This is a genomic window from Archangium lipolyticum, assembly GCF_024623785.1.
In the GTDB taxonomy this organism is placed as follows: domain Bacteria; phylum Myxococcota; class Myxococcia; order Myxococcales; family Myxococcaceae; genus Archangium; species Archangium lipolyticum.
In genome coordinates, this window is the sequence record NZ_JANKBZ010000008.1 from 228,820 (window position 1) to 248,600 (window position 19,781).

Below are 19,781 nucleotides of genomic sequence, written 5' to 3' on the forward strand. Positions count from 1 at the left end.
CCCACCGGGGCTCCCCTCCCGAGGGACTACGGCTGGACGACGGCGCCGGACACGTTGAGCGTGTAGCTGCTCGTGGCGCCCGCGTAGCCCACCACCTTCACGTAGTAGGTGCCCGCCGCCGAAACGTTGTAGGTGCCCACCTCGGGGTTGGCCGTGGTGTAGCCGCGCGTCAGGTACGTGGTGACGTTGGAGCCGGAGTACAGGTACCAGTCCAGGTCCCCCGTCCCGGGCATGGTCAGCTTCACCGTGACGAAGCCCGGCGCGGTCACCGTGAACTTGAACCAGTCGATGTCCGTGCTGGTGGAGACGCTCCCGGTCACGTTGGTGCCCGCCGCCACCCGGCCATTGGCGCCCGCCGCGGTGTTGTTGACCTCGGTCTCCTGGGTGATGACGGGGTCCGGAGTCGGACCGGGGGCGGTGATGGTGAAGGCCCCGTCGCTCGTGTCGGAGGTGGCCACGTTGGACGCGTCACTCACCCGCACCCTGGCCGTCGTGGTCGCCGTGCCCGGCACCGTCCAGCCGTAGCTGCCCGCCGAGGCCGGCGTGCTCGCGGTGATGACGTTCCACGTGCTGCCATCGAGCGTGTACTCGAGCTTCACGTTCGTCACGTTGCTCGCCGTCCAGGTGATGGTCCCGTTCAGCCCGCCCGTCCAGCTCTCCCCACCATTGGGCGACACCACCGTCACGCTCGCCGGAGGCGGCGGGGTCGTGTCCGCCGGAATGAGGAAGTCCTTGATGACGGCCATGTGCTGCATGTTGGTGGAGGCGCTGTCGCCATACTGCGCCGGGGAGATGTCCGAGAGCGGCGTGTACACCCGCGTGTCCACCACCACGCCCGCGCTGAAGGAGCTGGAGCCGAGGACCGTGGGCGTCTGGTAGGCGCGCAGGTCCGAGTCCACGAGCACGTGGTCATAGGGCTTGTTGCGGTTGGAGTTGGTGTCGGGGTCGCCGTTCTGGTCCACCGGATGCGGACCGTTGGTGGTCACCACCTGGTTGAAGGTGCTGAAGCAGGACTCGGTGCGGCTGTCGGTATTGAAGTCCCCACCGATGGTCAGGTAGTCGCCCACGGGCACGAGCTCGTTGATGCGCTTCACCAGCTCGATGGCCTCGTTGTTGCGATCGCCAGCGGAGCCAGAGTTGAGCAGGTGCACGCTCACCACCCAGAGGTCCTTGGAACCCGGCACGTCGATACGCGCCCAGGCGAAATCACGGTTGGAGACGACCGGGTCATTCCACTGACCCGAGGAGACGATGGGCCAGCGGCTGATGACACCGTTGGGAATCTGCGCCCCGGTCTCTCGCGAGTAATGGAAGCCCGTCCCGAAGGCGGTATCGACGAAGCTCCGGAGGGCGCTGGCCGAGTTGTTGCCGTAGTTGAACTCCTGGATCATCACCACGTCCGGCTGCGTGCCCTGGAAGATGCGGATGCCCTCTCCCGGGTCGTAGCTCTGGCCATTGCCGCTGGTGATGTTGGCGGCCATCAGCCGCACCCGCACATCCGCGAGTGGCGCCGCGCTGGCGGACACGCTTTCGTCCGCGGGCTCTCGCGTGTCCACGGCACTCCCGCCACAGGCGGCGAGAACCAGGGTGAGCAGCGGCGCCAGCAGCCAGGACCGGAGCCCGGTGCGCATCGAGAAGGTGGGAGACTGTCGCATACGGAGACTTCCTGCCCGCGAGGCGCGGGCGGGTGGGAGGAGGACGGCGCGCGTCATCATCGCCCATCACCCCCCCCGCCGTCTCGCAGTCCTACGGTGAAATTCCAGCCTGGCTCGCCGCGGCAACGGACAGGGCGACGAAGAGGTAGCGCAGCGCCTTGCCCAGGGTGACGAAGGCGACGAAGGGCGCCCAGCGCATCCCCACGAGGCCGGCGGCGAGCACGAACACGTCCCCCACCACGGGGAGCCACGCGAGGAGGAGCACCGGAGCGCCCCAGGTGGCCAGCCGCGCCTGGGCCCGCTCCAGCCGGGGACCCTCCCGCGCGCGGCGGCGTTGCACCCAGCGCCCCACCGGGCCCCCTCCCCCACGCGCCACCCAGCGCCCCAGGAGGTAGACGGTGATGGCCCCGAGCACGTTGCCCACGGTGGCCACCGCCACGGTCCACGCCGGCTGCACCCCTCCATAGATGAGCGCGGCCAGCACCGCCTCGGAGGGAGCCGGCAGCACGGAGCCCGCCATCACGGCCACGAGGAAGAGCCCGGGCAATCCCCATTCGGCCAGGGTGGAGGAGTCCGGCATGGTCGCGCCCACTTTAGGACGTTCCCGCGCCCGTCCGTACAGCCACGAACTCCCCGTACTCCCGGGAGGGATGGACGCCTGCCTGCCCATTCCTACCTTCTGGCCAACCCCTTCCCCGTACCGAGGTCTCCCATGAAGCCCTTCGTCGTCCTCGCGGCCACGGGCGCCGTGCTCGCCAGTGGACTCTGTCTGGCCCAGTCCGCCAGGTACACCGTGAGAATCCAGGAGCTGTTCCTCCTGCCCGGAGTCTCCACCCCCACCACCAACCAGAGCGCCAGCGGCGAGTGGAAGGACGTGCTCCACACCACCCTGACGACGGCCCAGAAGAAGAACCTCGCGATGAGGGTGGAGCTCGAGGCCGGCCTGCACACGGACGCGCCCACGCGCGGCAGGGCCTTCCCCGGGGAGGTCTCCGCCCGGGGTCAGCTGGAGATCCGTGTGCTGGTGGACGGCACCCAGGTGGCCCCCGGCCCCCTCGTCATCGCCGAGAGCACCCAGCCCCAGATGAACCGCTTCGGAGACCTGCTCTCCAGCTGTGCCGACACCAACGCGGACGGCACCCTCCTCTTCGAGGAGTGCATCTTCACCCTGGAGGAGCAGCGGCGCGTGCTCCGGGCCCTCGACGCCCGCGCGCTCTCCTTCTCCCTGGACGACATCGACACCGGCACGCATGACCTGCGGGTGCAGGCGCGCGTCAGCGTCTCCAGCCAGGGCGCCAGCGGCTCGGCCTCGGCGGGCGCGTGGTTGGGCCGAGGCACCATCAGCCTCGAGGAGGTGCGGCTGGTGAAGAGCTTCGATATCTCCGACTGAGCACCTGGGGTGCGATCGAGGCCACCACGGAGAGCAACTGCGAGGGGTTCAGCGGTTTGGCGAGGTGCACATCGAAGCCCGCGGCCAGGGCACGCCGCCGGTCCTCGCTCCGGGCGAAGGCCGTGAACGCCACCGCGGGGATACGCTCCTCGTTCCGCTCCCGCTCCTGGGCGCGGAGCTGGCGGATCAAGCTGTAGCCATCCTCTCCGGCCATGCCGATGTCCGAGACGAGCACATCGGGCCGGAGGGAGCCGAGCAGCGCCAGGGCCTCCCGGGTGCTCGCCGCGCGAATTACCTGGGCACGGCAGCCCTCCAACACCTCGGAGAGGAGGGCCAGCGTATCCGGCTCGTCCTCCACCACGAGGATGTGAAGTCCCTCCAGGCAAGGTGTCCAGGCCTCCGGGGGCCGAGCGCCCTGTTCCGGCCGGGCCTGAGTGGACGGTGACGGCTCCGGCGCGCATGGCGGGGGATGGGGAAAGGTGACGCGGAAGGTGGCGCCCCGGCCCGGCCCGTCGCTGTGCGCGAACACGGTGCCCCCGTGCATCTCCACCAGGTGACGCACGATGGCCAGCCCCAGACCCAGGCCACCATGGGAGCGCGTGGAGCTGCTGTCGGCCTGGCGGAAGCGCTCGAAGACATGCGGAAGGAAGGACGGGGCGATGCCCTGCCCCGTGTCCTCCACCTCCAGCCGGGCCTCGCCCTCTCCCTGCTCCAGCCGCACCACCACCTGGCCTCCCGAGGGCGTGAACTTGATGGCGTTGGTCAACAGGTTCCACACCACCTGCTGCAAGCGCTCGGCATCCACGGACAGGGGCCCCACACCGGGGGCGACACTCAGGGACAGCCGCACGCCCCGGGCCTCGGCCGCCGGGCGGACCGCGTCGAGCGCCGCCTCCAGCACCGGCAGGGGCTCCAGCGGACGCACGTCCAGCCGCAGCTTCCCGGTGACGATGCGGCTGATGTCCAGCAAGTCCTCGATGAGCTGCGTCTGCGCCCGCGCGTTGCGCTCGATGGTCGCCAGGGCGCGCTGGCGCTTGTCCTCCGGCATCTCGCGCGTGCGCAGCAGCTGGGCCCACCCGAGGATGGAGGTGAGGGGCGTGCGCAGCTCGTGGGACAGCGTGGAGAGGAACTCGTCCTTCATCCGGCTGGCGGACTCGGCTTCCCGGCGGGCCTGGCGCTCGAGGGCCAGCAGGCGCTCCCGCTCCTGTTCCGCCCGGGCCTTCTCCATCGCCACGGAGGCGATGTGGGCCATGGTCTCGATGAGGTGCAGCTCGTGCTCCGTGGGGGCCCGGGGCTCTTTGTAATACATGGCCAGCGTCCCCAGCACCCGCCCTTCCGAGGAGAGGATGGGACCGGACCAGCACGCCTGCAGCCGAAGCACCTTCGCGAAGTCCTGGTAGGGAATCCAGTTGGGGTGCGTGTTGATGTCCGTCACCACCACCATCCGTTTCCAATACGCGGCCGCGCCGCAGGAGCCCACGGTGGGGCCGATGGGCAACCCCTCGACGAGGGCGTTGTAGGCGGGCGGCAGGCTGTCCCCAGCTCCCACGTGGAGGAGGCCAGCGTCATCCAGCAACAACACCGAGGCCATCATCCCCGGGCTCAACAGCTCGATGGCACGGGTGATGGACCGCAACATGTCCGGCAACGAAGTGCCGCGAGCCACCAGCTCCAACAGCCGGTTCTGCATCGCCAGACGAGCTTCCACCTGGCCGCGCCCATCTGCCTTGTCATTCGCCAACCCGGTGAGCGCCTCCAGCTCTCCCAACAGTGCGTCCGATGAACCCGGCGAGGAAGCAGACGGATGATCCATGGGAACCCCACATCCACGCGAACACCCCAGAGGGTGACGCGCCAATCCCCATTCTATGAGTCGCGCGGAGTCGTCGCACAGCGAGCCCTCGCCCCCCAGGTGTCAGCTTCGAGCGGCTCCCTCGTCCTGTGGCCCATCCGTTTGGGATACAAAGGAATACACCATGTGCCGATACGCGATGAGCGGCCCCTACAAGCAGCACTACGCCTGCTTCGACTGTCGCAAGAGCTTCAAGTGGCCGCGGGACGCCCACCAGCCACGCTCAGCGGACACCCCTTCCGAAGTGAAGTGCCCGCAGTGCGGTGAGCCCATGTCCTCCATGGGCATGGACTTCAAGCCACCCCCCCGGCACGACACCCACCAGTGGGAGAAGGTCCGCGTCCTGCTCGCCCACGGGTACACGTACCACTCGTGTGGCTGCGGCGGACCGGGTTACCGGCCCCGGACGTTGGGCGAGGTGCCGGAGTTCCTCGCCAGCCGGCCACCGCGCTCGCCGGGTGAGGCACTGCTGCGGCGCATCTCCGCACGGGAGGAAGGTGGAGCCCGGTGGAAGCGGGAGTCGAGCCTGTCGGACAACCAGTATTGGAGCCCGAAACAAAGGCCCCGCCGTCCCGGTGCCTGAGTCGGCGCCGAGTATCCGTCATCCGGCCGTGCGAGGGAGGTGCGTCGGCACGAAGGACGGTCCGAGCACCCGGGGGCCCTGCTCGCCCCACACGAGCGGGTCGATGCACATCCGGCGAGCCGTCCGGCCCGGGTCCCACGCGTGGTAGACGACGACGTCCTGCCCGCCGGGACCGGTGACCACGCAGTTGTGCCCGGGGCCGATCACCTTGTCCGACACGGTCCGCAGCAGAGGGGGGATGCCGGCCGGCTCGACCCATGGCCCGAGCGGGTGATCGGCCACGGCATACGCGACACCGTACGTCGGCTCCAGCCAGGAACCGCCGGAGTAGAAGCAGTAGTAGCGGCCCTCGTAGCGGCGGACGAACGGACCTTCCAGCGTGTGCCAGTCATAGACCTGCCCGTACATCTTCCGCTCGCGCAGGAACACCTGCCAGTCGCCACTGGGCCGCAGCATGGTGCGAGGCTGTCCGCGCAGCCGGGTCATGCCCTCCAGCACGTCGACGGCGAGCATGGTGCCGACCCGGTCGCCCTCGAGGACGTCCCGGGCGTAGAAGAGGTACCAGGTGCCGTCCTCGTCCCGGAAGGGGCTCGCGTCGATGGCGAAGCGCTCCCCCGGGGTGAGATTGATGCCCTGGTCGATGAACGGGCCCGTCGGACGGTCGGCGACCGCGACCCGCAGATGGTGGCCAGCGTCCCCGAATCCCACGGAGTAGTACATCCACCACTTCCCATGAGCCTCGGTGACCTCCGGTGCCCAGTAGTCGCTTCCGGCCTCCGGGGGTAGCAGCTCGAGGGCGCCTCCCACGCTGCTCCAGGTGATGAGGTCTGGAGACGTGAGCACTTCAAAAGCGCGCCCGTCGACCACCCGGCCGGTACCGTAGGCGACATACCCGTCCCCGACCCGCAGGACGAAGGGGTCCGCGAAGTAGGCGTCGTGCACGGGGTTGCAGTAGCGGAGGGTCATGGCGGGATGACTACAACATGAGTGACCTGGAGGAAGGTGAAGTGGCTCATGTCACGGTGAGCCGATGTCCAGTTCCCGCCGTGTGGGGATGCGGATCAGCACGCGCAGTCCCTTCCTGCGATTGAATCCCACTGAGTAGAGCTCGCTCCCAATGGCGACCACAGCCGGAGGCGGGGGCGAGGGCTGCGTCTCCAACCAGGAATACGCCTCCTCCCGGGTCGCGAAGGACCGGACCGGGCGCGAGACCCTGGTGGAGTGGAGGGTACCCAGGAACTCCTCGAAGCCATGGTGCTCCCCAATGTCCATCACGAAGTGGAAGGCAATCTTGGCGATCCTGATGGCCTCCAATTCCTCAGGTGAAGACATACGCTGCTCCATCTCATGGAGGTGGAGGCAGGTCTTGTTGCAGAGATCGAAGAGGCTGAAGCGCGCACCACGACCCGGGTTCGGAGTGCTGGGCTCTTCCTCTTCCTCTTCCTCCGCACCCGCCATCCGCGCCCACTCTTCTTTGGAGGCAAGGCGGAGCAGCTTCCGGTGCTCGAGCTCGCGCGAGTACGCGACGTGATAGAGAGAATCCCCCACCCCGATGATGGCCCCATGGGGAGGAGCTGGGTGAACCCGCAGCCAGGCCTCCGCCTCTTCCTTCGTCACGAAAGAGAGAGCCGGAGTCAGCCGTGCCGTGTTGAAGCCTTCGAGGTATTCCTCGAACTCGATGGCCTCGTTCCTCTCCAAGATGAAGTGAAGAGCGATCCTGGAGTTCTCGAGCGCGTCATGCTGCTCCGAGGTGGATGCAAACCGCTCCACTCCGTGAAGCAAGACCAAGGTGCTCTGGATGAGAACAGGATTCATATGGACGCTCCAACGAGCCGTGTGGTGCGCATTGCGCTTCAACCCGCCATGAGCACGACGGGAGCCAGTACGACCACGCCAGCCCCAGCCGAGAGGGTCACGAAAGCAACACCCGCGATGACGACGACCGTGCCAACGAGGAGCTCCTTCCGGTTCCGTTTCAGCCATTCGGCCGCCTCATGCGTGGCGGAAAACTCCAGGGCAGGCGAGCGCTGCGACTTGAGGCAATCCTGGTATTCCTCCATGCACTTCTCGGCGCAGTAGCTTCCCTTGCTACCGTCCCCACGCTTGACATGACTCAGATAGGACGGAAGCCTGCGTTTCATGCAGTCCCGAAAGCAGTCGATATGCTCCTGCTCACAGTCCCTCGGACGGGATGAGGCGAGCACGATGTTTTCAACTGCATCGCCCGTGCTGGAGAGGTGGTCATACCACGACAGGTCGAACTCGCTGGCGCGTTGCCAGGAGTGCCTGGCCTGACCATCCGATGCATCCTCGATGACGAGCACGAAGCCGGTAAGCTCCTCGGAGCGTGAAGGTGCGGCATGGCGAGTACTGCCACAAGAGACCAGCAGCAAGACGAGGCCAGCCGCGAGCAGCTTGGAAACAAGTGCCTGGGTACTCATGGAGTGACGCACTACCAGACAGACGAGCGCCATCCAAACAACTGGCCCTTCGAGCACCCGTCACGCCGCGACGGCGTGATCCAGCGAGCGCCAGGTGCCCAGCGCCCAGTCCTGCTCGTCCGGATCGTCGAAGCTCACCACGCACAGCGCGCGATGCGCTCCGGCCTCGCACAGCGCCGTCAGCCGGCACTCCTCCGCCCCCACGTGCAGCGTGGCCCTTCCGCTCACCCGCTCTCCGTGGTGCTGGAACTCGTACGGCAGCGATTCCTCGGGTCCCGGTGCGATGCCACTCACGTCCTGCAACGGCACGAAGCGCACGCTCCGCCGATGGTCCCTCGCCACCCAGCTCCCATCCGCCAGCCGCTGCTCGGCCAGCGAGCCAGGAATGCGGATCTCCCACCCCTCGGGCAGCGTCACCTGCACCGCGCCCCGCCGGTATCCAATGAGCGAGCCCGATGGCGCCTCGGCGGCGTGCCGCGACACCCGCTCCGCCAGCGTGCCTCCAATGCCCAGGTACCCCAGCACCTCCTGCCACTCGCGCCACGGGTACGGCAGCGTCGGGTCCTCCCGCCACGCCAGCTCCAGCAGCCGGGCCACGTCGCGGAACAGGTGCCGCTCCTCCTCGAGCAGCGGCGGGCGCCACACCATCTCCGTCCAGATGCGGCTGAGCGCACGGCCCAGCCGCGTCGAGGCACCCAGTCCAGGCTCCCACCACGGGAAGATGTCCCGGCCGTTGCGCGGATCCTCCCGCACGGCGCGCAGCCACGACTCGTCACGAGGGCCCAGCGGCGTCAGCAGGGCACCGGGGTATTCGAAGCCGTGCCCCGAGCGCATCGACAGCGTGGCACCCGAGTGGCCGAGCCTCCGGAAGTCCAGCACCCGGCCCGCCATCTCCGACAACCAGGCGAGCATGCGCGGCTCGATTTCGCTCGCATCCCCGGTGTGGAAGTAGCCCGTGGGATCCCCTACTCCGGCGGTGGTGAGGGCGGGTTCGGCCCAGTCCACCTGGAGCGCGTCCCCCAGGGCGTGCAGCAGATCGCACAGGTAGCGGTGATAGCCGGGCCCCACCATGGAGGTGTTGGCCAGGACGACCACCCGCCCCTGCCCTGCGGCGACGATGGCCACCTCCTCGGCGGCCGGGTGCAGACGCAGGAAGAGGACGGGCCCCTGGGGGCTCTCCACCGTGCGCGAGCTCTCCAGCAGTTCCTCCGCGGCCTCGTGGACCCAGCGCTCCACCTTCCGCAGCCAGGGCCGGGGAGCCTCGGGCGCGCTGAGCTCGCCCCCATACCAGCCAGCCAGTAGCAGCTTCACTCCCATCGCGTCCTCTCCTCTCCATCCGGCGGCGGACCCATCCCCACGCAACGGGCAACAGGAGCCGATTATGTCTCGGGGCCCTCAACTCCAGCGGATGTCGTAATCGATATCGAGCGGCGCCAGTCGGTGACCCCGCACCACGATCTCCTTCGCCGAGGACTGCTCCAGCGCGTAGGTGAGGACGCCCTCGTTGTAGGCCATGGGCAGGAGCTCCCGGCGCACCCGGAACCTCGCCTGCTTGTCCCCCAGGAGCTCCACGGTGCGGTTGCCAGTGCTGAGTGACGCCCGGAAGGCGGTGGGAAAGCTGTTGACCACCCGATGCGGATCCCTGCCGGCGAGCGCCAGCATCGTCTTGCCCACGGTGGATTGGTGGAAGTCCTCCGTGGCCCGCCGTCCCAGCAGGTGCATCACCGCGTCCCGCCCTCCGTGCTTCGGCCCGAGCAGCTCCGCGGCGGTGAAGAGGGCCTTGAGGAAATCCGCGATCGGGTAGCTGAAGAAGTCCACGAACTTCTTCGCACCCGCGGCCACGTAGCATCGGGCCCGGGCTTCCTCACCCCCGAGCGAACGCACCGCGTCGAACAGCCCGTTGAAGAACATGCCGCGGCACGTGTCCTCGGGAGTGGTCAGGGTGAGCAGGTGCTCCAGCTCGGGCGTGGGAATGACGGAGGTGGAGGGAAGAGACACGGGGGACCTCATGGGGGGCATGTCCGTTGGCCGCTCGGACGGCCTCCGGACAAGGGGGGGAGCCCATTACACCCCAAAACACCGCCCCCGGTGTCACGCCGTGCGGATGTTCGCCGCGGCCTCCAGCCCCAGCTCCACCACCGCCACCTCTCGCATCCGGAATTTCTGGATTTTCCCTGTCACCGTCATGGGGAACTCGTCGACGAACTTCCAGAAGCGGGGAATCTTGAAGGTGGAGATGCGGCCGGTGCAGAAGCGGACGAGCTCCTCCTGGGTGCAGGTGGCGCCGGGCTTCGTCTTCACCCAGGCCATCACCTCCTCGCCGTACTTCTCGCTGGGCACGCCGATGACCTGGGCCTCGCTGACGGCCGGGTGGGTGTGGAGGAACTCCTCGATTTCGCGCGGGTACACGTTCTCGCCGCCGCGGATGATCATGTCCTTGATGCGGCCAACGATCTTCACGTAGCCCTCCTCGTCCATGGTGGCGAGGTCGCCGGTGTGCATCCAGCCGGCCGCGTCGATGGACGTACGGGTGGCCTCGGGGTTGTTCCAGTAGCCGAGCATCACGCTGTAGGCGCGCGTGCACAGCTCGCCGGGCGAGCCGCGAGGCACCACCGCGCCCGTGCCTGGATCGACGATCTTCACCTCCACATGCGGGTGCACCCGGCCCACGGTGGAGACACGCTTGTCCAGGGGGTCATCCAGCGAGCTCTGCGTGGACACCGGCGAGGTCTCCGTCATGCCGTAGCAGATGGTGACCTCGCGCATGTTCATGCGCGACTGGACCTTCTTCATCACCTCGATGGGGCACGGCGAGCCGGCCATGATGCCGGTGCGCAGCGAGGAGAAGTCGAACTCGGCGAAGCGCGGGTGGTCCAGCTCGGCGATGAACATGGTGGGCACGCCGTAGAGCGCGGTGCAGCGCTCGGCGCCCACCGTCTGCATCACCGCGAGCGGATCGAACGCCTCGCTCGGAATCACCATGGTGGAGCCGTGGGAGGTACAGGCCAGGTTGCCCATCACCATGCCGAAGCAGTGGTAGAAGGGCACGGGGATGCAGACGCGGTCCTCGGGCGTGAGGCCGATGGCCTCTCCCACGAAGAAGCCATTGTTGAGGACGTTGTGGTGGCTGAGCGTGGCGCCCTTGGGAAAGCCGGTGGTGCCGGACGTGTACTGGATGTTGATGGGGTCGTCGAACTGGAGCGTGGCCTCGCGGTCCGCCAGGGTGCGCTCGCTCACGTGGGTCCCGTTCTTGAGCAGCAGCTCCCAGTCATCGTCCAGCACCAGGGCGACGCGCAGGCCGGGGCAGCGCGGGCGCACCTCCTCCAACATCTTGCGGTAGTCCGACTGGCGGAAGCCGCGCGAGAGCAGCAGCACGCTGGTGCCGGACTGGTTGAGCGCGTACTCCAGCTCCGCCGTCTTGTAGGCGGGGTTGAGGTTCACGAGGATGGCGCCAATGCGGGCCGCGGCGTACTGGGCCACCACCCACTCGTAACGGTTGGGGGACCAGAGGCCCACCCGATCCCCCTTCTCCACGCCAAAGGCCAACAGGCCCAGCGCCACCCGCGTCGTCACATCCCAGAACTCGCGCCACGTGGCACGGTAGCCCTGGGAGACGACCACGAGCGCTTCCCGATCGCCGTGGCGCTCGACGGTGCGCCGCAGGTTCTGGCCAATGGTCTCCCCGAGCAGCGGGGTGGTGCTGGTGCCGTGGACGTAGGAAGGAGAGGGCATGGGGTGGATCCTCCCCGTCCCCCCTCGGCCCGCGCAAGCCCCGCGAGCGCACCACCGGGGCTCCTGGCCCGGAGAACCCGGCCTCATGAGCCCCGCTTGTCGGGAGCCGGAGCGGGCTGTATGGGGGCGCCGTGAAGTCCCATTCCATGAGCCCCGGCCTCGTCTGGATGATGGCCGCCGCCGCGGGCCTCGCCGTCGCGAACCTCTACTACCACCAGCCCCTGCTCGGAGACATCGGCCAGACGTTCCAGGCCTCGGACCAGGCGTTGGGGCTCATCCCCACGTTCTCCCAGGTGGGCTACGCCCTGGGCCTGCTGCTCGTCGTCCCGCTGGGTGACAGCCTCGAGCGGCGGCGCGTCATCGTCGTCATGACCGTGCTGGTGAGCCTGGCGCTGATGGGCGTGGCATTGGCGCCGAACCTGCCGTGGATGGTGGCCGCCAGCGGCCTGGTGGGGGTGACGACGGTGGTGCCCCAGCTCATCGTCCCCTTCGCGGCGCACCTGGCGCCCGATGCCCAACGCGGCCGCGTGGTGGGCACGGTGATGAGCGGGCTGCTCATCGGCATCCTCCTGTCGCGCACCGCGTCCGGCTTCCTCGGGGTGCAGTTCGGCTGGCGCGCCATGTTCTGGCTCGCCGCGGGGCTGATGCTGGTGCTGGCGGTGGTGCTGCGGCTCACCCTGCCGAGCCTGTCCCCGAGCGCCCCCCTGCCCTACCCCGCCCTGCTGCGCTCCCTGGGAGGACTGGTGCGCGAGGAGCCCCTGCTGCGGCTGCACTCGGTGCTGGGCGCGCTCACCTTCGGCTGCTTCAGCGCCTTCTGGGCCACGCTGGCGCTCTACCTCCAGTCGATGCCCCAGCACTACGGGGCCCAGGTGGCGGGGCTCTTCGGCGTGGTGGGCGTGGCCGGCGCCATCGCCGCGCCGCTGGTGGGGCGTTACACCGACACGCGCGGGGACCGGCGCATCAACGCGCTCGGCATCGGCATCCTGTTCGCATCCTTCGGAGTGCTCTGGCTGCTGGGCCATTCACTGTGGGGCATCGCGCTCGGCGTCATCCTCCTGGACCTGGGCGCGCAGGCCAACCACATCTCCAACCAGACGCGCGTCTACGCGCTGCGTCCCGAGGCCCGCAACCGGCTCAACACCGTCTACATGGTGACGTACTTCGCCGGGGGTGCCACCGGCGCATGGCTGGGCAGCCTGGCCTGGAGCCACTGGGGCTGGAGCGGCGTGTGCGCCGTGGGCGCGGCGCTGTCGCTCACCGGGTTGTTGGTGCTGGGGCTCGCCCGGCCGAAGCGCCCGGCGGCCTGAGCGGGCCCGCCGGGCGGCGATTCAGCGACTCGTCCTCTCCTTGTCCTTGCAGGGCGAGGGCTCACGCAGCGCGAAGCCCCTGCCCAGCGTGCCGAGGGTGCCCTGCAGGCACACGAGGCCGAAGGGCCCCCGGTAGCTGGCGGGCAGCATCACGCTCCGGCCGTCCTCGGTGATCCCCGTCTTCAGCGGGAAGGGGGAAGCACCGCTCTCGGTGACCTTGAGCCACAGCCGGGTGCGCTTGCCCTCCGCGAGCGCTGGCGCGGGCCGGGGGGCCCGGCTCGTGTCATCGGAGCGGCGGCCGTTGTGGAAGCGCAGCACGGGGCCGCGCTCGTCCACCTCCAGCAGGCCCCAGAGCTCCACGAGCGCTCCGGCCTCCGGCGTCCAGTCGAACGCCTGGCCCTCGACGCGAAGCGCGTAGCGGTCATTGGACACCACGCCGCGCACCAGCTCGGAGAACCCGGCCAGGGCCAGGTAGCGGCCGGAGACACGCACGAGGCCAGGGCCCGGTTGGCCCTGGGCCAGGGTGGCCAGGTCGAGCGGGCGGTAGGAGGTCTCCGCCGGAGCGGTGGCCAGCAGCAGTGCGAGCGGCAACAGGAACATGGTTCACCGCTCCCGGGAGAAGAGGGTCTGGAAGATCGCCTGGGTATCGACGGGGGGCTGGAACCGTAGCGCGCCCTCCGGCAACACGTTCGCGCCCTGGCCACCGAGGGACGTCAGCACCGACATCCGCACGTTCACGGACGACACATCCGAGCTGACATCCAGGAGGGAACAACCGGTACCCGTGCCCGTGGTGTAGCAGCCGGAGTAGTCGCCAACACCCAGGGAGCCGTCACCGTTGACATCATTGTACGCGAGGACGATGTAGTCGGCCGGCTCCACGTAGAGCGTGTAGCCGACGTTCGGCATCGCGAGGGCGATCTTGAACCCCTTCGTCTTGGGCGAGCTCTCGTCGCACTTGCCCTCGACGGCGTGGCAGGCCACCACGTTCGTCCCCTGCAAGGAGCCGCCCGCCGGGGCGTACAGCGCGCCCTTGATGGCCTTGTAGCCGTAGGGCAGCGGGCCGGGCAGACGCACCACCACCGCATAGGGCGGTGCGCTGTTGCGCGCCTCGACGGTGATGGTGGCACTGCCGCCCGTGCCATGACCCACCAGGTAGCGCATCGAGCGTGCGGTGCCGATGATGCCCTGGTACAGGGGGGTGTGGCCCAGCATGGACCAGCTCCCGTCACGCAGGTTGAAGTCCTGGTAGTCGTAGCCGGTGAGCAGCCCCGTGTGATCGAGCATCAACGTGGCGGCCCAGTCGAGCATCAGATCCGGGAAGGGAGAGCCCGTGTGCGCCTCCAGGTTGGCGATGCCCGTGTTGGGGCCGGCCATCCACGCGCTCCAGAATTGGGAGTGCCCCTTCTTCTCCGCCACGCGCCAGAGCAGGAGGAAGTTGTAGCCGTAGATGCTCAGCCCCTCATCGGGCGCCTCGGGCCTGCCCGGATACACCGTGCGGAAGCGCTGGGGAGAGACCAGGCTGTAGCGCGCGTAGGGCTGGACCTCGCCCACCTGCGTGCCCAGCCCCGCGAGCTGCTGGGCCGCCATGGCACTGCCCTCCTCGGCCCACATCTCCTCGGGCGCACGCTGGGGATTGGAGAGCAGGCGCGTGCTCGTGGCGATCTGGTGCTTGAGCTCGTGCACCATGGTGGCGGGCATGGAGACGTTGAAGTACCGGGAGCGGGTCATCCCGGAGAGGGTGCTCGGAGTGGCGGCGTAGAAGATGTCACCCTCGTTGCTGCGAACACCCTGCGGCGCGGTCTCCGCGTCGCTGAACAGGTCGGCGGGGTGCACGTAGCCCAGCAGACCCTCGGGCCCCAGCAGGCGGCTGAAGACGATGAAGATCTTCCCGTTCTGGTCCACGTCCGAGAAGTTGCCGAAGTACTTCCGGTCGGACGGCACCACCCGGGTCTCGAAATCGTTGGCGAGGCTCTGCAGCTCGGCCGCGGAGAAGTCGTTCGCGTCCTCGTTCTGCACGAACCAGTACGCGTTGGCGCTCGCGTGGCGCAGCGTGGCGGTGATCTGCTGCTGCGTATCGCCGGTCATCACCCAGAAACCGCACTGGCGGGTGCCCACCGTGTACGGGCCGGGGCACTTGCCGAGCGAGGCCTGGGCGCTCACTCGGCCTGCACGGCTCAAGGGGATGGAGCCCGCCTGCTGGAGCCGCTCGGCCCACCGCAGGCCGTGCTCCAACCGGCGCAGGTGCGCGTCGGAATGCGTGGGGGCCGCATCGGCCGCCTGGAGGCCCACCGCCCCGCCCTCTGGACTGGTGCTCATCTGCTGGAGTTCGGGCAGCAGATCCTCCTGCGCCACCACGCCGCTGGTCTCGAGGCCGAACTGGAAGCCATCCACCTGGGAGGACTGGCTGGCGTGCACGGGGATGACGACCACGCGCTCCTGGACGCCGAGTGACGGGAAGGACACCGTGGCCTTGCCGTCCACGAAGTCCTTGGGGCGCAGGAACGTCACGTTCTCCGAGAGGGGGATGGTGCCGCCGGAGCCCTTCCTCTGCATGGTGATGTTGACGCCCAGCACGGGCGGAGTGACGGTGACGGCCTGCGAGCCGCCATTCGTATACAGACCCGAGTAGTCCCCATCATCGAACTCGCCGTTGTCGTTGACGTCCTGGGCGGCGAGCACGTGATAGGTGCCGGCGGCCAGGCCGTCGAAGCTGTAGGCGAAGCTCGAGCCCGAGGTCTGCAGCACCAGCTGCTTCGTGTTGCTGGAGTCGAGCGAGCACCCGTTGTTGATGACGAAGCACGCCACCACCTGGGTCCCCTGGAGGCTGACTCCGGCGGGCGCCGACACCGTGCCTCGGATGTAGAGGCTGGAAGGATCCGGCTCCGGTTTTTCCGGGCAGCCGGACAAGGACAGGGTGAGTCCCGCACAGGCGAGAAGTTGAAAGAACCTTCGCATCGAATCTTTTCCTTTCGGAGAGGGAAGCCGGCCGCGGGATGAGACCCCCCCGTCCACGCGGCCCGGGTCGCCATACACGACAGCCTACACCCCTGTCTCGTCACGATTCACATTCCAACATTCCCATTCACCAAGACGTCACACCTGAGAGACGCGTCGAGTGGTGGGCGGAGTCCTCCGCGCGAAGGGAGGGGGAGCCGGGCGGGCGTGCCTTCACGCCCCCTTGCCGTGGGTGCGAGCCGGTACGACCCTCAGGGCGATCCACACTCCAAGGAGGCGGCGATGGCGGACAGGCGGCGGCATGGCATGGAGCGGCAGGGATTGGGCCAGGACCCGGAGCGCGGCACCCGGCGTGATGTCACGGAACGAGGGCGGGACATGGGCCGCACGCGAAACGCCCGCGACGAGGATCGGGGCCCGGGCCGGGGCTACCGCGAGGAGGACCGGGACCGGGGCCGCTTCGGAGGTGGCGGTGGCATGAGGGGCAGCGGCTTCGACGATCGCGACGTGGGCCGCTACGGCCGGGGCTACGAGTACGGCGGTGACGAGGACCGGGGACGTTTCGACCAGGACAGCCGCGAGGAGTACCAGCGCGGCGGGCTGATGCGGGGAGCGCCAGGCGTGCGCCGGGCGGGCGGCCCCGGCGAGGAGTTCGGCGAGGGCTTCTGGAGCGAGGTGACGCGCGAGCGCACCCGGGGCGACTTCAACCGCTACGGGGACCGCGGCGCCGTCCGCACACAGCCGTACGACACCGACCGCTGGGACCGGGGCACCTACGCACTGGGCGCCGCGAGGGACCCGGAGGACATGCGGCGCTACGGCTGGGGCGAAGGCTGGAGCCAGGATCAGGGCAATGATCGCGGCTACGGCACGCGCGGCTTCGGCGATACGGACTACGAGCCCCCACGCGTGCAGTCCTCGTACATCGAGCAGCGCCCGCGCACCGGCTACGCCACCAGCCCCACGCGGGACATGGACCGGGAGATGGGCCACGGCGCCGGCCGCGGCGGCATGCAGGGCGCCTACCCCTACTACGAGCAGTCTCCCGAGCTGCCCCGGCGCCAGGGCCGAGGGCCGCGCAACTACCAGCGCTCGGATGAGCGCATCCGCGAGGATCTCTGCGAGCGGCTGATGCGGGCCTGGATGGACGCCGACGACGTGGACGTCCGGGTGGAGAAGGGCGAGGTCACCCTCACCGGCACGGTGAAGAGCCGCGACGAGAAGCGCGCCATCGAGGACGTGGCCGAGGACATCCTGGGCGTGAAGGAGGTCCACAACGAGCTCCGCGTCGCCCGCGAGCAGCAGCGCGACCTGGGACAGGAGCGTCGGGACGAGGACCAGGGCTCGAAGCAGGAAGGCCGGACGCTGCAGTGAGACGGCGCCCCACGCAACCGACAGGAGAGGAGTCCACGAATGGCACGGCGTGACAACGACAACTACGGCCAGGAGCAACGCTTCCCGGTGCGCGCGCGGCGCATGGAGCGCCCGGTACAGGACTACGGAACCCAACGCGGCGAGCAGGGCCGTCCGGGTTACGGCTCGTTCGGGGCCGAGCGGGGCTACAACCAGGGCGGCTACGGAGGGCTGGGCGCCTACGAGCGCGGCTACCAGCCTCGAAGCTACGACGCGAAGCTGGTGCGCCCGCCACGCGGCTACCAGCGCTCGGATGACCGCATCCGTGAGGACGTCTGCGAGCGGCTCATGGAAGGGCCCGTCGACGTGGGTGACGTGGAGGTCACCGTCAAGGACGGCGAGGTGACCCTGATGGGCACGGTGGAGGAGCGCTGGGAGAAGCGCGCCATCGAGGACATCGCCGCGCACGTGCGTGGCGTGCACGACGTGCACAACCGCGTCCGCGTGAAACCCCCGGAAGACAGGCCGATGGCCCGGGAAGCCACGAGGCTGCGCGAGGAGCGGCCCCAGGAGCCGCAGGGCGATCAGCCGCACATGGGCTCCTGACGGCCCCACCCGGGACGGAGGGCTCGCCAGGCGCCACGGCCTCACTCAGGCCAGACCTTCCGCGCCCTCCTCCTCATCGCCGTCCAGTTCCCGGCCCCGGGGCATGTCCACGATCGCCCCGAGCGGATAGATGGTGAGATGCCGCTGCGGCTCGCTGCCGTGGCTCACCGTCTCCAGATGGTAGCGCGACACGAGCCGATGCTGCAGCTTGCGCAGCCGGGGAGGCCTCGGGGCCAGGGGCACCGCCACGCTCTCGCTCAACACGCGCTGGATGGCATGCTCGGCCTCGAGCACCGCCTCGCGGATCTGCTCCTCGTCCACGCCCTCGGCGAGGAGGAAGATGTCGCGCAGCACCCGCCGCATCTCCGACGAGCTGTTGCGCTTGATGGCCAGCACGCGCGCCCCCGTCTTCTCCGACACCTTTCGCAACTTCGGATCGTTCGCCCGCGAGCGCAACGTGATGACGACGTCCGCGTTCTCCAGGCGGCCCGCCACGCGCGCGTCCGCGCCAAGGTCCCGCAGCACCCGCTCGAGCAGATCCCTGCTGGCCGCGTGCGCGTAGACGCGCGTGGTGCCCTGGCGCAGGCCGGGCTCGCGCCGGGGCGGAGGGGCCGTCCGGGACGGCTCGCGACCGGGAGCTGGCTCCCGGGAGGATCCGCGCGAGAGCCCGCGAGGCGCCTCGGCGGCACGGGTCGGCAGGGGAGCCACCGCCTCGGGCTCCTCCTTCACCTCCACCTGGCCCTCGACGAGCTGGCGCCGCTCGCCGCCCACGTTCTCGCCCGCCAGCAGCCGGTCCACCGACTGGGCGGTGTCGCGGTGCACCAGCACCTCGTCGCGGTTCACCATCTCCACCACCACGTCGAAGGTGGGCGGAGCCCGGCGCTCGCTGATCGTCTTCTGCGTGCGCCGCCGCCGCGCCTCCTCGTCGCTGAGCGTGACGACGTGCACGCCGCCCACCAGGTCCGACAGCGTGGGGTTGAGGACGAGGTTCTCCAGCGTGTTGCCGTGGGCCGTGGCCACCAGCTGCACGCCGCGCTCGGCGATGGTGCGGGCCGCGGCGGCCTCGGCCGAGGTGCCAATCTCGTCGACGATGATGGCCTCGGGCATGTGGTTCTCCACCGCCTCGATCATCACGTCGTGCTGCCGGTCCGGCCGCGACACCTGCATGCGGCGCGCGCCGCCGATGCCCGGGTGGGGGATGTCTCCGTCGCCTCCAATCTCATTGGAGGTGTCCACCACCATGACGCGCTTGCCCAGGTCATCGGCCAGCACGCGGGCCACCTCGCGCAGCTTCGTCGTCTTGCCCACCCCGGGCCGGCCGAGCAGCAGGATGTTGAGGCCGCTGCCGATCAGATCCTTGAGCATGTCGATGGTGCCGAAGATGGCGCGCCCCACGCGCAGCGTGAGGCCCACGACCTTGTTCTGACGGTTGCGGATGGCGGAGACGCGGTGGAGGGTGCGCTCGATGCCGGCGCGGTTGTCCTCGCCCACCGAGCCCACCTGCCCCAGCACGTGCTCCAGGTCCTTGCGGGTGACGGGGGTTTCGGACAGGCGCACCACGCGCCCGGTGAGCCGGGCCTCGGGCGAGCGGCCGAGGTCCATCACCACCTCGAGGACCTCCGTGGGAGACAGCTCCCTCACCGCCGCCTGCAGAGGCTCGGGCAGGACACTCACGAGGAGCTGGAAGTCGTCATGGGGAACGGCAATGGCGTCGCGCGAGCTCATGGCGTGTCTAAAGGTGAATCCTTCCGAGTCGGGTTGCACGTGTCCCCGCGGCCGAGGGGCAACGGGGCACCCGATGCTAGCGGGCATCCAGGGGCACCGTCCCCTTCTCGTGACTGGGTACGTCGAGACACCCTGCATAGCTCAGCAACAGGGGCATGACTGGGGGCCTTTGCCTCCAG

The 19,781-nt window shown here is 69.1% G+C and carries 17 protein-coding genes; 5 read left to right on the forward strand and 12 right to left on the reverse strand.

From position 1 onward, the window contains the following. Positions 1-26: 26 nt before the first annotated feature. Together NR810_RS19550 and NR810_RS19555 are read right to left on the reverse strand one after the other, a co-directional pair. Positions 27-1,655 carry a pre-peptidase C-terminal domain-containing protein gene (locus NR810_RS19550; RefSeq protein WP_257454441.1) on the reverse strand — a complete coding sequence of 543 codons (1,629 nt, stop codon included), beginning with the start codon at positions 1,653-1,655 and terminating at the stop codon, positions 27-29. 91 nt (positions 1,656-1,746) lie between these two features. After that, positions 1,747-2,235 (reverse strand): YqaA family protein, encoded by a 489-nt coding sequence (locus NR810_RS19555; RefSeq protein ID WP_257454442.1) that lies wholly within the window; start codon positions 2,233-2,235, stop codon positions 1,747-1,749. A gap of 132 nt (positions 2,236-2,367) precedes the next feature. On the opposite strand from NR810_RS19555, the gene NR810_RS19560 reads away from it, so the two are divergent. Then, positions 2,368-3,045 (forward strand): hypothetical protein, encoded by a 678-nt coding sequence (locus NR810_RS19560; RefSeq protein WP_257454444.1) that lies wholly within the window; start codon positions 2,368-2,370, stop codon positions 3,043-3,045. On the opposite strand, the gene NR810_RS19565 is transcribed toward NR810_RS19560, so the two are convergent. Next, positions 2,996-4,858, reverse strand: a complete 1,863-nt coding sequence (locus NR810_RS19565) for a hybrid sensor histidine kinase/response regulator (RefSeq protein WP_257454446.1) — start codon at positions 4,856-4,858, stop codon at positions 2,996-2,998. The two genes, NR810_RS19560 and NR810_RS19565, sit on opposite strands and share 50 nt — an antisense overlap. A 163-nt stretch (positions 4,859-5,021) precedes the next feature. Between NR810_RS19565 and NR810_RS19570 the strand changes: the two genes are divergently transcribed. Continuing rightward, complete coding sequence (locus NR810_RS19570) at positions 5,022-5,480, forward strand: hypothetical protein (RefSeq protein ID WP_257454447.1); 459 nt, start codon at positions 5,022-5,024, stop codon at positions 5,478-5,480. Positions 5,481-5,498: 18 nt separating this feature from the next. Here the strand turns inward: NR810_RS19570 and NR810_RS19575 are convergent, their stop codons facing one another. The 6 genes from NR810_RS19575 to NR810_RS19600 all read right to left on the reverse strand — a co-directional run bounded on the left by NR810_RS19575 (position 5,499) and on the right by NR810_RS19600 (position 11,653). Then, positions 5,499-6,446, reverse strand: coding sequence for a glycoside hydrolase family 43 protein (locus NR810_RS19575; RefSeq protein WP_257454448.1), 948 nt, complete (start codon positions 6,444-6,446; stop codon positions 5,499-5,501). Between the two features lie 51 nt (positions 6,447-6,497). Then, complete coding sequence (locus NR810_RS19580) at positions 6,498-7,295, reverse strand: hypothetical protein (protein ID WP_257454449.1); 798 nt, start codon at positions 7,293-7,295, stop codon at positions 6,498-6,500. 38 nt (positions 7,296-7,333) lie between these two features. Then, positions 7,334-7,921, reverse strand: coding sequence for a hypothetical protein (locus NR810_RS19585; RefSeq protein WP_257454452.1), 588 nt, complete (start codon positions 7,919-7,921; stop codon positions 7,334-7,336). A gap of 60 nt (positions 7,922-7,981) precedes the next feature. Further along, positions 7,982-9,238, reverse strand: coding sequence for a hypothetical protein (locus tag NR810_RS19590; protein WP_257454454.1), 1,257 nt, complete (start codon positions 9,236-9,238; stop codon positions 7,982-7,984). A gap of 78 nt (positions 9,239-9,316) precedes the next feature. Further along, positions 9,317-9,919, reverse strand: coding sequence for a DUF2378 family protein (locus NR810_RS19595; RefSeq protein WP_257454455.1), 603 nt, complete (start codon positions 9,917-9,919; stop codon positions 9,317-9,319). 93 nt (positions 9,920-10,012) lie between these two features. Beyond that, positions 10,013-11,653 (reverse strand): AMP-binding protein, encoded by a 1,641-nt coding sequence (locus tag NR810_RS19600; protein WP_257454457.1) that lies wholly within the window; start codon positions 11,651-11,653, stop codon positions 10,013-10,015. Positions 11,654-11,799: 146 nt separating this feature from the next. Here NR810_RS19600 and NR810_RS19605 point away from each other — a divergent pair, with 146 nt between their 5' ends. Then, positions 11,800-12,960: an MFS transporter gene (locus NR810_RS19605; RefSeq protein WP_257454459.1), complete on the forward strand. Its 1,161-nt coding sequence runs from the start codon at positions 11,800-11,802 to the stop codon at positions 12,958-12,960. Positions 12,961-12,981: 21 nt separating this feature from the next. Here NR810_RS19605 and NR810_RS19610 read toward each other — a convergent pair whose 3' ends face one another. Together NR810_RS19610 and NR810_RS19615 are read right to left on the reverse strand one after the other, a co-directional pair. Further along, positions 12,982-13,560 carry a hypothetical protein gene (locus NR810_RS19610; RefSeq protein WP_257454461.1) on the reverse strand — a complete coding sequence of 193 codons (579 nt, stop codon included), beginning with the start codon at positions 13,558-13,560 and terminating at the stop codon, positions 12,982-12,984. A gap of 3 nt (positions 13,561-13,563) precedes the next feature. Continuing rightward, complete coding sequence (locus NR810_RS19615) at positions 13,564-15,918, reverse strand: DUF2141 domain-containing protein (protein WP_257454463.1); 2,355 nt, start codon at positions 15,916-15,918, stop codon at positions 13,564-13,566. A gap of 282 nt (positions 15,919-16,200) precedes the next feature. Here NR810_RS19615 and NR810_RS19620 point away from each other — a divergent pair, with 282 nt between their 5' ends. Then, positions 16,201-17,292, forward strand: a complete 1,092-nt coding sequence (locus tag NR810_RS19620; RefSeq protein ID WP_257454465.1) for a BON domain-containing protein — start codon at positions 16,201-16,203, stop codon at positions 17,290-17,292. 39 nt (positions 17,293-17,331) lie between these two features. Continuing rightward, positions 17,332-17,877, forward strand: coding sequence for a BON domain-containing protein (locus NR810_RS19625; protein WP_257454467.1), 546 nt, complete (start codon positions 17,332-17,334; stop codon positions 17,875-17,877). 45 nt (positions 17,878-17,922) lie between these two features. On the opposite strand, the gene NR810_RS19630 is transcribed toward NR810_RS19625, so the two are convergent. Continuing rightward, positions 17,923-19,602 carry a R3H domain-containing nucleic acid-binding protein gene (locus NR810_RS19630; protein WP_257454469.1) on the reverse strand — a complete coding sequence of 560 codons (1,680 nt, stop codon included), beginning with the start codon at positions 19,600-19,602 and terminating at the stop codon, positions 17,923-17,925. Between the last annotated feature and the right edge of the window lie 179 nt (positions 19,603-19,781).